General features: G+C 64.5%; 12 protein-coding genes. 8 read left to right on the top strand and 4 right to left on the bottom strand.

The features are described 5' to 3' along the window. Positions 1–56: 56 nt before the first annotated feature. The 3 genes from HU770_RS10030 to HU770_RS10020 all read left to right on the top strand — a co-directional run bounded on the left by HU770_RS10030 (position 57) and on the right by HU770_RS10020 (position 2594). Positions 57–920, top strand: a complete 864-nt coding sequence (locus HU770_RS10030; protein ID WP_186660427.1) for a LysR family transcriptional regulator — start codon at positions 57–59, stop codon at positions 918–920. Positions 921–1030: 110 nt separating this feature from the next. After that, positions 1031–1948 carry an AEC family transporter gene (locus HU770_RS10025; protein WP_186660430.1) on the top strand — a complete coding sequence of 306 codons (918 nt, stop codon included), beginning with the start codon at positions 1031–1033 and terminating at the stop codon, positions 1946–1948. Positions 1949–1982: 34 nt separating this feature from the next. Further along, entirely contained in the window at positions 1983–2594 is a 612-nt protein-coding gene (locus HU770_RS10020) for a cell wall hydrolase (protein ID WP_186663578.1), read from the top strand. Between the two features lie 9 nt (positions 2595–2603). On the opposite strand, the gene HU770_RS10015 is transcribed toward HU770_RS10020, so the two are convergent. Continuing rightward, the gene (locus tag HU770_RS10015) at positions 2604–4769 is read right to left on the bottom strand and encodes a TonB-dependent siderophore receptor (protein ID WP_186663577.1); all 2166 of its coding nucleotides are present in this window, start codon (positions 4767–4769) and stop codon (positions 2604–2606) included. A 270-nt stretch (positions 4770–5039) separates the two neighbouring features. Here HU770_RS10015 and HU770_RS10010 point away from each other — a divergent pair, with 270 nt between their 5' ends. Further along, positions 5040–5891 carry a CAP domain-containing protein gene (locus tag HU770_RS10010; protein ID WP_186663576.1) on the top strand — a complete coding sequence of 284 codons (852 nt, stop codon included), beginning with the start codon at positions 5040–5042 and terminating at the stop codon, positions 5889–5891. Between the two features lie 23 nt (positions 5892–5914). Here the strand turns inward: HU770_RS10010 and HU770_RS10005 are convergent, their stop codons facing one another. After that, positions 5915–6889 carry a helix-turn-helix domain-containing protein gene (locus tag HU770_RS10005; protein WP_186660439.1) on the bottom strand — a complete coding sequence of 325 codons (975 nt, stop codon included), beginning with the start codon at positions 6887–6889 and terminating at the stop codon, positions 5915–5917. A 101-nt stretch (positions 6890–6990) separates the two neighbouring features. Between HU770_RS10005 and HU770_RS10000 the strand changes: the two genes are divergently transcribed. After that, a complete protein-coding gene (locus tag HU770_RS10000; RefSeq protein WP_186660441.1) occupies positions 6991–7602 on the top strand; it encodes a LysE family transporter in 612 nt (203 codons plus the stop codon). A 120-nt stretch (positions 7603–7722) separates the two neighbouring features. On the opposite strand, the gene HU770_RS09995 is transcribed toward HU770_RS10000, so the two are convergent. Further along, complete coding sequence (locus tag HU770_RS09995) at positions 7723–8925, bottom strand: MFS transporter (RefSeq protein WP_186663575.1); 1203 nt, start codon at positions 8923–8925, stop codon at positions 7723–7725. A 113-nt stretch (positions 8926–9038) separates the two neighbouring features. Next, positions 9039–9938, bottom strand: a complete 900-nt coding sequence (locus HU770_RS09990; RefSeq protein ID WP_186659588.1) for a LysR family transcriptional regulator — start codon at positions 9936–9938, stop codon at positions 9039–9041. 117 nt (positions 9939–10055) lie between these two features. On the opposite strand from HU770_RS09990, the gene HU770_RS09985 reads away from it, so the two are divergent. The 3 genes from HU770_RS09985 (at position 10056) to HU770_RS09975 (ending at position 14458) form a co-directional block, all read left to right on the top strand. Then, positions 10056–10406 carry a cupin domain-containing protein gene (locus tag HU770_RS09985; protein WP_186663574.1) on the top strand — a complete coding sequence of 117 codons (351 nt, stop codon included), beginning with the start codon at positions 10056–10058 and terminating at the stop codon, positions 10404–10406. Between the two features lie 256 nt (positions 10407–10662). Continuing rightward, complete coding sequence (locus tag HU770_RS09980) at positions 10663–13080, top strand: glucose/quinate/shikimate family membrane-bound PQQ-dependent dehydrogenase (protein WP_186663573.1); 2418 nt, start codon at positions 10663–10665, stop codon at positions 13078–13080. A 109-nt stretch (positions 13081–13189) separates the two neighbouring features. Then, positions 13190–14458, top strand: a complete 1269-nt coding sequence (locus HU770_RS09975; RefSeq protein WP_186663572.1) for a carbohydrate porin — start codon at positions 13190–13192, stop codon at positions 14456–14458. Positions 14459–14475 lie beyond the last annotated feature (17 nt).

Raw genomic sequence — 14475 nt, 5'->3', positions numbered from 1 at the left:
GACCGGGCCGGCGCTGACAATGCGCTACCGTCCGCTCAGCCCTGGAGGCTTTCAGCGTGTCCCTCAAAGCCCTGCGCACCTTGGTGACCATCGCCCGCCACGGCACCTTTGCCCGAGCGGCAGACCTGCTCAGCCTCACCCCTTCAGCCGTGAGCCTGCACATCAAGAGCCTCGAAGACGAGCTGCAGGTCAGCCTGTTCGATCGCAGCCGGCGCCAGGTGGTGCTGACCGAAGCCGGCCAGCTGGCAGTAGCGCGCGCCGAGGGCATCCTCGGCGCCTATGACGAATTGGCCGACGCCTTGACCAGTGGCCCGAGCCTGCGCGGCCGCTTGCGCCTGGGGGCGATCCACACCGTGCTGGCCCGGCGCCTGCCCAAGGCGCTGCTGTGGATCAAGACCCATCACCCGCAGCTGCATATCAGCGTCGCTTCAGGCATGTCGGCGGAACTGGCGCGGCGCGTCGAAGACGGCGAACTCGATGCGGCGATCACCACCGAGCCAATCAGCCCCTACCCCCAGAGCCTGGTCTTCACACCCTTGTTCGCTGACCGCTTCTGGGCCATCGCCAGCCCCGAGCTGGCGGGCCAGAGCCTGCCAGCGCTGTTGGCCAGCCAACCGTTTTTGCGCTTCGACAAGCGCGCCTGGGCCGGGCGGCAGATCGAACAGGAGCTGCGCCGCCAGCACCTGCAAGTGAGCGAACAGATGGAGCTGGACAGCCAAGAAGCCCTGGCACGCATGGCGGTGATGGGCCTGGGGGTGGCGATTATCCCCATGGCCGACGAAGACCTGCAACGCTTGCCGGCGGCCACCTGCCTGCCCTTTGGCGAGCCGCAACTGACGCGGCGGGTGGTGCTGCTGGAACATGAAAAAAGTCAGCGGCGCCACTTGAGCGCGGTACTGAAGACAGCACTTGAGGCCTGAGCCCAAAGCAACCGTGCATTTATTCTCAACGGTCGCTGAAGAAAACAACGTTTTTCCAAACCAAAGCGCCCCCGTAGGCTGTAGCAGTACCCGACTACGGAAGGCCGACCATGCTCCACCTGCTGCTGACCACGCTGTTACCGATCATCCTGCTGATCGCATTGGGCACCTTTCTGCGTGTTCGCGGTTTTCTTGCCGAAACCTTCTGGCCCGGTGCTGAACGCCTGAGCTATTACGTGCTGCTGCCGTCGCTGTTCCTCCACGGCCTGGCCACTGCCAACCTCGACGGGGTGCCGGTGCTGGGCATGGTCGGTGTGCTGATGCTCTCGACCCTGCTCGGCGCCCTGCTGTTGGTGCTCTACCAAGGTGCGGTCAACCATGACGGCGCCGATTTCACCTCGGTATTCCAAGGTGGCGTACGCTTCAACAACTACATCGGCGCCACCCTGGCCGCCGGTATCTATGGCAGTGCCGGCATCGCCCTGGCGGCGGTGGCCAATGCCGCCATCGTGCCCTTGGTCAACCTGCTGTGCGTCCTGGTGTTCGCCCGTTTCAGCGCCCGCCACAGCTCACCGGCCACGGTGTTGCGTGCGATTTTCGCCAACCCACTGATCGTTGGCTGTGCCGGCGGCCTGCTGCTGCGGGTCACCGGGCTTGGCTTGCCCGCAGGGCTTGAGCCTACCGTCAAGGCCCTCGGCCAGGCCGCCCTGCCCCTGGGCCTGCTTTGCGTGGGCGCGGCCCTGGGGGGCGCCCGCGTCGGCCAACAGGTGCGCCCGTTGATGGCGGCGTCGGCATTCAAGTTCCTGGTGATGCCGCTGACCACCTGGGGCCTGTGCCGCGTGTTCGGCCTGAGTGGCCAGGCGGCGGTGGTGGCTGTGCTGTTCCAGGCGCTGCCTACCGCATCCTCTTCCTATGTGATGGCTAGGCAGATGGGCGGCAATGCACCGCTGATGGCCACCATCATCGCCCTTCAGACCGTGGCCGCTGCCGCAACCCTTCCTTTGGTGCTAATGCTTACGCTTGGCTAGACTGTGATTCAACCCACAGTTCGGAAGCTCGGCCATGCGCTTTTCGTGGATGCTGATCGGTTTGACTAGCGCCCTGCTTGCAGGCCCAGTGCACGCAGTTGACACGGCCAAGGCCGCCGTCGCCGAAGACAAGGCCGAAGTGCTTGAGGAAAAGGTGGTGGAGGATGCCTCGCCACCGAAAAAGGCCGAGACCATCACCCCGGGCGAGGTGAAGGCCGTCGACCCGGCCGGCAAGTCGCCGCTGGACGACAGCATCACCTGTCTGGCCCGTACCATCTACTGGGAAGCCAAGGGTGCCGATGCCAAGGACATGACCGCAGTGGCCAGCGTGGTGCTCAACCGCCTGGGCCACGATGGCTTCCCAGACACCATCTGCGGCGTCGTCAAGCAGGGCGTGGAGACCAAGGCCTGCCAGTTTTCCTGGTGGTGCGACGGGCGCCCCGATCAGGTTGAAGAGGCGCAACGCTACGACATCGCCAAAGAGATCGCGCGCAAGGCGCTGAACCAGCAGCTCAAGGACCCCACCGGCGGGGCGCTGTACTTTCACGACCGCAATGTGCACCCGCAGTGGGCCAAGGCCTACCGCAGGACGGCCGAGACCACGCACTTTCTGTTCTACAAGCCTCACCAGGCGCTCGCCCGCTGATCGGCGCGGTCAGAAGTCAATCGAGCCGGAGAACTTGACCAGGCGCGGGTCGCCCTGGGTCAGGTAGCCGCCGTTGGCGGAAGCCCAATAGTGCTTGTCGGTGAGGTTTTCCACGTTCATGCGCAGGGTGACCTCTTTTTGCTGCACCTTGAAGCGGTAGCGTGCGCCCACATCGAAGCGGTTCCAGGTCGGCAGGCTGAGGGTGTTGGCCGGGTTGGCGTACTGCCCCCCGGTACGTAGCATACGGGCGTTGAGCGCCACGCCCTGCAAGCCAGGCACGTCCCAATCGACGCTGGCGTTCAACTGGAAGGTCGGCACCCCGACCGCATGGTTGCCGTCATCGGCCCCGCCCTGGGTGTTTTTCAGCTCGGTGTCCATGCGCGTTCCGCCGGCCATCAAGCGCAGCCCCTGCACCGGCTCGCCGAACACACTCAGCTCGACGCCCTTGTTGACCTGCTCGCCATCCTGGACGAAAACATCGCCCTGAACAAAACCGTCGGTGGGCCGCTCGATACGGAACAGCGCCAGGTTGGCACCGAAGGTCTGGTAGTCGAGCTTGACCCCGGCCTCGACCTGCTTGGTCTTGGCCGGCGGGAACACCTCCCCGGCATTGATCACCTGGCCCGATGCAGTCGCACCTTGGGCCAGCCCTTCGATGCGGTTGGCGTACAGCGAGATCGACGGGTTGACCTTGTAGACGATGCCGTAGACAGGCGTGGTGACCGACTCATCGTAGAAGGCGTTGCGGCCAAGGTCCGGCCCCTCGCCGTCATAGGCATAGCCTTCGACGCGCAACTGCTGGCGCCGCACGCCGACGGTGACCAGCAAGGTATCGTCGAACAGGCCCAGCGTGTCAGACACGGCAAGGCTGCGGTTGCGCGTCTTGCCGGTAACCCCGGGATCGTCCAGCTTGCCACCGGTGAAGGTGGGGGTGGTGGGTTTGGGCAACGGGTCGGTGTGGTAGAGGTTGGTGGCCTGCGAATTGTAGAAGACGAACGCGTTTTCTTGCTGGGTCCAGATGCTGGCAGCGCCGAGGTTCAGTTGGTGGCTGACCGGGCCGGTCTGCAAGCGGCCGTTGATGCCGCCCATGAAGGTGGTGTTGTCTTCGTTATGGGGGATTTTCGAGCCGCCGATGGTGGCAGCACCGCTGGCGGCGTCAGTGAGAACCGGCGTGCCATAAAAACCGTTTTCGTGGGTGTGCTTGACGCCACCCGCCAGGTAACCGCTCCAGTTGTCGTTGAAGTCGTAATCGCCGCGGACCATGCCGAAGGTGTCTTCGGTCTCGGTCCAGGCCCAGTCCTGGCCATAATTATGGTCGGCATCCGGCGCCCGGGGGATATCGCTCAGGCCAGCCCCCAGGCGTACCGAGTTGCGCATATGGTTGACCCGCTGCTTCTGGTAGCCGATGTCGGTAGACAGGCGCAGCTTGTCGCCACGGTAGTCGAGGCCGACGATGAACAGCTTGCTGCGTTGGTCCTGGTCGTCGACTGCGGTTTCACCTTCACGTTGCGACAGGTTCAGGCGCACGCCAAAGCGATTGTCCTCACCAAAGCGCTGGCCGAGGTCCAGGTGCTCACCCAGGCGGCCATCGCTGCTGATGTCCTGGGTGTAGCGGCGGGTCGGCGTATCGCCGGCACGCTTGGGCTGCAGGTTGACGTTACCGCCCAGGCCAGTACCCGTGGGGCTGGCGCCGTTGAGAAAGGCGTTCGGCCCTTTCAGCAGCTCGACCCGCTCCACGGCATCGGTGCTGATCATCTGCCTGGGCAGCACGCCATACAGACCATTGAACGCCACATCATCGCCGTTGAGCGGCAACCCCCGAATGACGAAGACCTGCGACTGGTTGCCGAAACCGAACGACTGGCGCACCGACGGGTCATTGAGCAGTACATCGCCGATGTCCTCGGCTTGCTGGTCTTCGATCAACTGCGAGGTGTAGCTGGTCATGGTGAACGGCACGTCCATCATGTCCTGATTGCCCAGCACGCCCATCTGGCCACCACGGGCAACCTGGCCGCCGGCAAAGGCTTCCGGGGCTTCGCCCTTGCGCTTGGCGGACTCGGCATTGATGGCGGTGGCGTCCAGCTGGATCACACCGTCAGCCGCCTGGGCGGTAACGGCCACGGAACAGCAGACGGCGAGAAGGGTCGATTGATACTGACGGGATCGTGCCATGCAAGGCGCCTCGATAACGGGATGGGGCCTTCCTGGCACGGTGAAACTGCGGGCATAGGGTATAAGCGATTGAGTATTGTTTCTAGCCGAAACTAAGAATGATTACCAAGTGATCGCACTTTTTGCCCGACCAGTGGTCTACTCCCTCTTTTGCCGCCTGCAACGATTGCCGGCGTTTTCATTGCTTTACACGATACCGGGCCAAAAACCCTGGGCTTGTGTAGGATGAGCAGCGCTTACCACGACGCTGCCAGTCATAGGGAGATTCACATGCGCGTCCTGTCATCTGTTGCCGCCTTGTCGCTGGGCCTGGTCATCTCGACCGGGGCCTTCGCTGTGACTGGCGAAGAGGGGCAACTGATCGATTCGATCAATGCCTACCGCAGCAAGGCCCAGCCTTGCGGTGGCGAAGCGTCGCTGGAGCTTCCCCCCCTCAACAGCGACACCCGCCTGGCATTGTCACCCGAGGGCACCCGCGACTTGCAGCAGGCCATGACCCGCGCTGCCTACCCGATGGTCAACGTGCAGGCGATCAGCCTCTCGGGCCCGCGTGATGCACAAGCGGCCATGCATGCTATCGAAGAGAGTTTCTGCCAAGTGGTGCTCGACCCGCAGTTCGTCGATATCGGCGTCAGCCAGGAAGGCCGCGACTGGCGCATCGTCCTCGCCCGCCCGTTGCTCAGCGGGCGCCTCGGTGACTGGCAAGCCGAGGGGCAGAAGGTGCTGCAGGAAATCAACGCTGCGCGCAAGTTGCCGCGCCAGTGCGGCGGCCAGCCCTTTGCTGGCGCCCCGGCGCTGACCTGGAATACCACCTTGGCCGGCGTGGCCGCCGACCACACCCGGGCCATGGCCAACCAGAACTTCTTCGACCACATCGACCAGGACGGCCGTACCCCCGGCGATCGAGCGGAGTTGGCCGGTTACCTGTATCAGCAGGTCGGCGAGAACATCGCTGCCGGCCGCGACAGCGCGCACAAGGTAGTCGACGGCTGGCTGGCCAGCCCTGGGCATTGCGCTACGTTGATGAACCCTGATTTCCGCGAGTTGGGGGCCGCCTATGCGGTGGACCCGAAGAGTGATGCCGGGATCTACTGGACGGCCTTGTTCGGTACCCCGCAATAAGCACCTGAACAGCCTGGGCGGCCTCAGCCAGCAGCCGCCCCGCTGCGCAGCTGCAACGCCGTACAGCCAAACCGCCGTCGCACGCACTTGCCCAGGTGGCTGGCATCGCCCAACCCGACTTCATCGGCAATCTGCGCCAGGCTGTGGCTGGAATTGAGCAACCGCCAGCGCGCCTGCTGCAAGCGCATTTCCCGCCACCAGGCCTTGGCGCTCATGCCCTGGCTGGCCAGGAACTGTCGATCGAGCTGCCGACGGCTGATGCACAGCTCTGCCGCCAGGTGCTCGACCGACAACGGTGAACCCAGGTGATGGCGCATCAACGCCAATGCGCGCTGAACCTGCCGCCCCTGCCCCACCCCCAGCTCCAGCGAGCGCAAGGCGTGGCGGCTATCGCGCGTTTCGTCTACCAGCATGTCGGCCAGGCCCTTCAGCGCTCGGGCTCGCCCACAGGCGCGCGACAACAGTTCTACGGCCAGGTCGACGGCCGCCGTCCCCCCAGCACAGGTGATGCGCCCACCTTGAATGCAATAAAGCTGATCGCGCAGGACCTTCAGATGAGGGAACGCGGTACGGAACTCGGCCTCATGCCGCCAGTGGACCACCACGTCGTGCCCCTCCAGCAGGCCGCACGCGGCCAGTAGAAACGCCGCGTTATCGACACCCACCAGCTTGACGCCAGCCTTGGCGGCCCGTTTCAGCAAGCCCTTGTAAGACGGTGCCAGCTCGGCGGTGGCCATGGCGTTGCGGCCGCCAAACAGCACCAGGTAATCGTACTGCTGCAGGTCGAGCTGTTCGGCGATGGCCTCTACCTGCACCACCACGCCACTGCTGGCGGCCACCGGCTCGCGGGTCAGTCCTGCCAGGGTCCAGCTGCAGTAGCGCTGACGGCTGTAGTCTTCGTCATCGGCGCTGAAGCGGAGCTTGTCGAGAAACGCCCCGAACGGCAGCAAGGCGAACTCCGGCAGCGGCACGATCAGCAGGCGGATATCAGGGGGCATCGCAGGGCGTCCGGATTGAACCATAGAATGTCCAGATAATACCCTCTAAAAACGTCGTCGTGGCCTAGACTGGCGCCCTGTGACCCTACAAGGCATTGCCCATGGCACTCGACACTTGGCTTATCTACCTGCTGGCCAGCATTGGCCTGTCGCTGACCCCAGGCCCTAACAGTTTGCTGGCCTTGACCCACGGTGCACTGTATGGCGCGCGCCGCACCCTGTTCACCATCGTTGGCGGGGTATTCGGCTTCAGCGCCCTGATCGCCCTGGCGATGTTCGGCCTCAGTGCACTGCTGCAAACCTCTGCATCGGTGCTTGGCATCCTAAAGTGGGTGGGTGGCGCCTACTTGGTCTGGCTGGGTGTGCAGCTGTGGCGCAGCCCGGCGCTGCACCTGGAGGTGACCCAGCGAACCCCGCGCTTGAGCAATGCGAGCCTGTTCCGTCAGGGGCTGCTGTCGGCCATGGCCAACCCCAAGGTGCTGTTGTTCTATGGCGCGTTCCTGCCGCAGTTCCTCGACCCCCAACGGGGGCTGTTGCTGCAGTTCGTGGTGATGGCGGCGACCTTTGCCAGCGTGGAGTTTGTGGTCGAGTACCTGCTGGCACGGCTGGCGTTTCGCATTCGGCCCTGGCTGGCCAAAGGCGGCAAAGGGTTCAATCGCTGCTGCGGGACATTGTTCGTCGTGATTGGCGTGGCGTTGCCCCTGGGCCGCTGAGCGGCCGTTTGTAGGAGCGGCCTTGCGTCGCGAAAGGGCTGCGCAGCGGCCCCAGATTTCAGCTTCGCCGCATAGATTGTCGGGGCCGCTACGCAGCCCTTTCGCGACGCAAGGCCGCTCCTACAAACCCCGCCGGGCCTGGATGAGGAACACGATCAGCGCCACCCCGGGCAACCCGGCGCCCACCAGCGCTACCCCGTGCCAGCCGAACTGGGCAAACAGCGCACTGGCCACCGCCGAGCCCAACGCCCCGCCCAGAAAGATGCTGGTCATGTACACCGCGTTCAGCCGCCCACGGCTTGCCGGGTCCAGGGCATACACTTCACGCTGGCCTATGACCATGTTCATCTGCACCGCGAAGTCCAACAGCACGCCTGTCAGCGCCAGGCCGATCACGCTGAAGCCAGGCGAAGTCAGCCCGATCAGCAGCGCCACCGGCGCCAGCAGCAAGGCCGCCAGCGAACCGGCACGGGCATGCCCGGCATCGGCCATGCGCCCGGCCAAGGGCGCGGCCACAGCGCCCACCGCACCGACCAGGGCAAACAGCGCGATCTGGCTCTGCGACAGGCCGTACTCCCCTGCCAACGCCAGTGGCACCGCGGTCCAGTACAGGCTGAAGGCCGCGAACATCAATGCCTGATACAGCGAACGCTGACGCAGCACCGGATAACGGCGCAGCAGCGCGATCAGCGACATCATCAGCGCGGCATAGCTGGCCTTGTGCTCGGGCACTCGCCGCGGCAGGGTCAGGGCCAGCAGCACGATGATCGCCAGCATCACCCCTGCCGCGCCGATGAACACGGTTCGCCAGCCGAAGTGGTCGGCCACTAGGCTCGACAACGGCCGCGCCAGCAGAATGCCCAACAGCAGCCCGCCCATGATATTGCCGACCACACGCCCACGCTGCTGCTCAGGTGCCAGGTGCGCCGCCAGCGGGATCAGCATCTGCACCGCCACCGAACTGAACCCGATCAACAGCGCATAGCCCAGAAACAGCTGGCCCTGGCCACTGCCGCTGGTGCCTGCCAACAGCAGGCTGATGCAGGCCAGCACCGCAGTGGCGATCATCAGTCGGCGGTTTTCCAGCAGGTCGGCCAGCGGTACCAGCAACAGCAGGCCCAGCGCGTAACCCAGCTGGGTCAGGGAAACGATCAGGCTGGCGTGCTCGTTGGAAAGCCCCAGGTCTGGCGCGATCAGCCCGACGATGGGCTGGGCATAGTAGATATTCGCGACGATGGCGCCGCAACAAAACGCCAGCAGTGTCACCAGGGCCCGGCTCAGGCCGATGGCCGAGGGCTGCTCTGCAGCTAGGGAGGGGTTCATAGGATGTGCCTCGACATGGGACGAAATATGCCGCACACCTTACCCAGGCGTGCCGCAGGCGAGAATCCGGCCAGCACGCAACAGGGCTTTGCACCCTGCGCAACGCTGGTGTTTCAGGGGGCCAGCAAGCCTTCACAGAAGCCGATGAACGCCTGCACCCGACGCGAGCCGCGGTGGTTGGGCAAGTACAACGCATTGATCCTTTCATTGGCGGTGCCGGGGCTGACCTGCCAATCAGCGAACACGCGCTGCAGTGCGCCGCCAGCCACATCCTCACGCACCAGCCAGTCGGCCAGCAGGGCAATCCCGCTACCCGCCAGCGCGGCTTCACGCAACAGGTCGGCATTGGCGCTGCGCAGCGGCCCGCTCACGTCCAGCTCCAGCACCTGCTGCCCGCGAGACAGGCGCCAGGGGCGAGCTTTTTGCCCATAGCGAAAACGCAGGCAGGCGTGCTCCATCAACTGTTGCGGGTGGGCCAGCGTTTCGCGACCGCTCAGGTAGGCGGGGCTGGCCACCAGCCAACGCTCGAACCGACCTAGAGGGCGGCACACCAGCTCATCATTCGGCGCAGGGTCGCCCAGGCGGATCGACAGGTCGTAACGGCCATCGAGCAAGTCATCCAGGCGATCGCTCAGGTCGATGTCCAGCTCCAGGGCCGGGTGCCTGGCCAGAAACGCCCCCAGGTGCGGCGCGATCACCCGGCGCCCGAATTCCACTGGCAGGCACAGGCGCAGCACGCCGACCGGCTCCTCGCCCCGGTCGGCGACACTGGCATCGGCTTCGTCCAACGCTTCGAAGATGCCCCGGGTACGCGCGTAGTAGCGGGCGCCCGCCTCGGTCAGGCTGACCTGGCGGGTCGAGCGGTTCAACAAGGTCGCCCCAAGCTCCGCCTCCAAGGCATCGACCAAGCGTGTCACCGACGATGTCGCCAGCCCGAGCTTGCGCGCTGCTGCAGAAAACCCCTGAGCATCGACGGTCGCCGCGAACATCTTCATGGCCAGGAGTTTGTCCATTTTTCGCCCATCGTTGAAAACTCGGAACGGTCCTACAATCTAGTGGGCGGGTCAAGAAGCGCGCGGCCCGGCAATCACGTCCATAGTGGAAGCACCTCCCTTTGAACGAGATGACACATGGTGCCCCTCAACGTGCTCAGCCCCCTCCCGCCCTGCGACCCGACCTCTGCCGAGCGGGTCGACGAGCTGCTCAGCCGCCCCTGTGTGCGGATAGAGCGCATTGTCTCGAGCGGCCAATGCAGCCCAACGGGGTACTGGTACGACCAGGCCGAAGGTGAATGGATCGTGCTGCTGAGCGGCGCAGCCGGCCTGCGCTTCGAGCATGAAAACCATACCCGGCTGCTGGAGCCTGGCGATTGCCTGGACATCCCGGCGCATTACCGCCACCGCGTGGAATGGACCGCACCCGGTACCCCGACTGTTTGGCTCGCGGTGTTCTACAGCAGCACCACCCCGTGGCCCGACTGAGGCTGTGCGGTGCAATCGGGGCCTGCAGGTGCTGCAGGCTTTCGTGGGCAGCGACTCGACCAAAGTATGAGTACCGATTGCATAGCCCGCATGAACGCATGGTTTACTGCAATTTTCAGCGCGTGATCTAGACTTTTGCCGACACCTTGGCCAGTTCAGCCCTGCGACAATCAGCCTCACAAAACTTTGTACTAACTTGTTAATTAGCTTGCTAAGGGCTTAAACTGCGCACATTCCACCTGCTGAGATCCCTGGCATGAAAGAAACACCGCGCGCCTCTGGCGCCACAACCCTCATTCTGGTCGGCCTGGGCGTTATCGTCGCCCTGCTCGGCCTGCTCCTGGCCGCTGGCGGCATCAAACTGGCCGGCCTCGGCGGCTCCTGGTATTTCCTGGTCGGCGGGCTGGCCATGGCCATCGCCGGTATCCTCATCGCCCGTCGCAAGGTCGCTGGGGCCTGGCTGTATGCCGTGTTCCTGATCGGCACCGCGATCTGGGCACTGATCGACGCGGGCCTGGTGTTCTGGCCGCTGTTCTCCCGCGTGTTCATGTTCGCCGCGATCGGTATGGTGGTGGCGCTGGTCTACCCGCTGCTGGTCCGCGCCAACGGCGGCACCACCGGGCGTGGCGCCTACGGTATCGCCGGTGTGCTGGCGGTGGCGCTGGTGGTTGCTGCAGGCAACATGTTCGTCGCCCACCCAAGCGTCGCCCCTACCGGCAAAGGCCCTGGCATGACCCCGGTCGAAGCGGGCAAGGAGCAGAAGGACTGGGCCCACTACGGCAACACCGAAGGTGGCAGCCGCTTCGCTGCGCTCGACCAGATCAACCGTGACAACGTCAACAAGCTGAAGGTGGCCTGGACCTACCACACCGGTGACGTCGCCATCAGCGACGGCAACGGCGCCGAGGACCAACTGACCCCGCTGCAGGTTGGCAACAAGGTGTTCATCTGCACCCCGCACAACAACCTGATCGCACTCGACGCCGACACCGGCAAAGAGCTGTGGAAGAACGCAATCAACGCCCAGTCCAAGGTCTGGCAGCGTTGCCGCGGCATGGCCTACTTCGACGCCACCGCGCCGCTGGCCCAACCGACCCAGCCGAACAGCTCGCCGATTGCCTCGGCCACTGTGGCGGCCGGTGCCAACTGCCAGCGCCGCTTGCTCACCAACACCATCGACGGCCGCCTGATCGCAGTCGATGCCGACACCGGTGAGTTCTGCCAGGGCTTCGGCAACAACGGCCAGGTCAACCTCATGGCCGGCCTGGGTGACGTGCCGGACTCCTTCTACCAACTGTCGTCCGCGCCGCTGATGGCCGGTACCACCGTGGTGGTTGGCGGTCGCGTTGCCGATAACGTCCAGACCGACATGCCAGGCGGCGTGATCCGTGGCTTCGACGTCATCACCGGGGCCATGCGCTGGGCGTTCGACCCAGGCAACCCGGAAGACCGCAACGCCCCGGCCGACGGCAGCAGCTACGTGCGCAGCACCCCGAACAGCTGGGCACCGATGTCCTACGACCCGGCCATGAACACCGTGTTCCTGCCGATGGGTTCGTCGTCCACCGACATCTATGGCGTTGAACGCAACACGCTGGATCACACCTACGGTGCGTCGGTACTGGCGCTGGATGCCACCACCGGCAATCAGAAATGGGTCTACCAGACCGTACACAACGACCTCTGGGACTTCGACCTGCCGATGCAGCCAAGCCTGATCGACTTCACCAAGGACGACGGCAAGACCGTGCCTGCGGTGGTGATCGGTACCAAGGCCGGGCAGATCTACGTGCTTGACCGTGCCACCGGCAAACCGCTGACCCAGGTCGACGAAGTACCGGTCAAACCGAGCAACATCCCCAATGAGCCGTACTCCCCGACCCAGCCGAAATCGGTAGGCATGCCTCAGATCGGCGCGCAGACCCTGACCGAATCGGACATGTGGGGCGCTACCCCGTATGACCAGTTGCTGTGCCGCATCGACTTCAAGAAAATGCGCTACGACGGCCTGTACACCGCGCCGGGCACCGACCTGTCGCTGAGCTTCCCGGGCTCGCTGGGTGGCATGAACTGGGGCAGCATTTCCACCGACCCGGTGCATGGTTTCATCTTCGTCAACGACATGCGCCTGGGCCTGTGGATCCAGATGATCCCGTCGCAGAACAAAGGCGATGCCGCTTCGGGTGGCGAAGCACTGAACACCGGCATGGGCGCCGTCCCCCTCAAGGGCACGCCTTATGCGGTGAACAAGAACCGCTTCCTGTCGGTTGCCGGCATCCCCTGCCAGGCACCGCCATTTGGCACCCTCACCGCCGTCGACATGAAAACCCGCCAGATCGCCTGGCAGGTACCGGTCGGCACCGTCGAGGACACCGGCCCGCTGGGTATCCGCATGCACCTGCCGATCAAGATCGGCCTGCCCACCCTGGGCGGTACGCTGTCGACCCAAGGCGGCCTGGTGTTCATCGCCGGCACCCAGGACTTCTACCTGCGCGCCTACGACAGCAGCAACGGTAATGAAGTGTGGAAGGCCCGCCTGCCGGTGGGTAGCCAGGGTGGCCCAATGACCTACGTTTCGCCGAAAACCGGCAAGCAGTATGTGGTGATCACCGCCGGTGGCGCGCGTCAGTCAACTGACCGTGGCGACTACGTGATTTCTTACGCACTGCCATAAACCGCGTCACCCCCCTCGCTGGCAAGCCGGCTTCCACAGGCCCTACACGGAACCTGTGGGGGCCGGCTTGCCAGCGATGAGGCCCTGAAAGATCAATCGAGACCCCGCAATGCCATCCGCAATTCGCATCACGTCTTCCCTGCTGCTTGCCCTGGCCAGCAGCAGTGCCCTCGCCGACGGCGACCTCATGAACCGCAGCACGATGACCGGTGACTGGGGTGGCCTGCGCCATCAGCTCGAAGAAGACGGCGTCAAGTTCACCGGCGACTACAGCGGTGAAACCGCCTACAACGCCCACGGCGGCCTGCACCGTTCGGCCCGTTACTCGCAGAACCTCAAGCTTGGCGTACAGTTCGACCTGTCGAAACTGTATGGCCTGGAGAACGGCGGCAAGGTTCAGCTGACCATCAACGACCGCCGCGGCAACAGCGCCTCGGAAGACCTGGTGGGCAACCGCCTGCCGATCCAGGAGAACTTCGGTGGCCTGTACACCCGCCTGACCGAACTGAGCTACGAGCGCACCCTGTTCACCCCGGCCCTCAACGTCAAGCTCGGCTACATGGCCATGGGCAACGACCTCGGCGGCCTGGACAGCGGCATTCTGTGCAACTTCATGAACGCCGGTTTCTGCGGCCACCCGCTGAACATGTCCGGCGGCAGCGGCTGGACCAACTACCCCAACGCGCACCTGGGCGTGCGGGTCAAATACGACCTGTCGCCGTCCTGGCAGCTGCGGGTGGCGGCGTTCAACGTCGACCCCGAAAGCAACGGCAACTCCAGCCGTGCCTGGCACCTGGGGCCCAAGCACACCACCGGCACCGTGGTGCCGGTGGAGCTGGTGTACAAACTGCAAGGCGAGCTGCCAGGCGAGTACAAGCTGGGCTACTACTACGACAGCTCCGATGTGAAACGTATCGGCAGCGACAAGGACGTGTCCGGCCGTGGCGGCCATTACCTGTTGATCGACCAGGCCGTGTGGAACGACCAGGGCTCGCCGGGCCGCAGCCTGCATGCCTTTGGCCAGTACTCGGCATCGAGCAAGGCCGCTTCGCCGTTCACCAAGTGGTATGGCGCCGGCGTGGTGCTGTACAAGCCGTTCGAAGGCCGCCCGCGCGATACCGTGGCCCTGGGCTATGGCCGCGCCGTGCCTAACCCGCGCAGCCGCGATGTGCTGGAAGACGCCGCGTTCGACGCAGGCCAGCAGTTCCCGGACATCGACAGCGCTGAACAGTTGATCGAACTGAGCTACGGCTACCAGGCCACCCCTTGGCTGAACCTGCGGCCGGATGTGCAGTACATCATCGAGCCTGGGGCGTTTTCGGGCAAAGCCATCGACAATGCGTTGGTCGTCGGTTTGCAGGTCAAAGCGACGTTCTGACCTTAATTGGCAGTGAC

This window comes from Pseudomonas sp. SWRI68 (genome assembly GCF_014269165.1).
In the GTDB taxonomy this organism is placed as follows: domain Bacteria; phylum Pseudomonadota; class Gammaproteobacteria; order Pseudomonadales; family Pseudomonadaceae; genus Aquipseudomonas; species Aquipseudomonas capeferrum.
The sequence above is the reverse complement of the archived record's forward strand: the minus strand, read 5'-3'. Positions and strand labels throughout refer to the sequence as shown.

Coding starts and splice junctions, on each gene's coding strand:
- HU770_RS10025 (WP_186660430.1), top strand. CDS start 1,031: ATGCTCCACCTGCTGCTGACCACGCTGTTACCGATCATCCTGCTGATC.
- HU770_RS10020 (WP_186663578.1), top strand. CDS start 1,983: ATGCGCTTTTCGTGGATGCTGATCGGTTTGACTAGCGCCCTGCTTGCA.
- HU770_RS10015 (WP_186663577.1), bottom strand. CDS start 4,769: ATGGCACGATCCCGTCAGTATCAATCGACCCTTCTCGCCGTCTGCTGT.
- HU770_RS10010 (WP_186663576.1), top strand. CDS start 5,040: ATGCGCGTCCTGTCATCTGTTGCCGCCTTGTCGCTGGGCCTGGTCATC.
- HU770_RS10005 (WP_186660439.1), bottom strand. CDS start 6,889: ATGCCCCCTGATATCCGCCTGCTGATCGTGCCGCTGCCGGAGTTCGCC.
- HU770_RS10000 (WP_186660441.1), top strand. CDS start 6,991: ATGGCACTCGACACTTGGCTTATCTACCTGCTGGCCAGCATTGGCCTG.
- HU770_RS09995 (WP_186663575.1), bottom strand. CDS start 8,925: ATGAACCCCTCCCTAGCTGCAGAGCAGCCCTCGGCCATCGGCCTGAGC.
- HU770_RS09990 (WP_186659588.1), bottom strand. CDS start 9,938: ATGGACAAACTCCTGGCCATGAAGATGTTCGCGGCGACCGTCGATGCT.
- HU770_RS09985 (WP_186663574.1), top strand. CDS start 10,056: ATGGTGCCCCTCAACGTGCTCAGCCCCCTCCCGCCCTGCGACCCGACC.
- HU770_RS09980 (WP_186663573.1), top strand. CDS start 10,663: ATGAAAGAAACACCGCGCGCCTCTGGCGCCACAACCCTCATTCTGGTC.
- HU770_RS09975 (WP_186663572.1), top strand. CDS start 13,190: ATGCCATCCGCAATTCGCATCACGTCTTCCCTGCTGCTTGCCCTGGCC.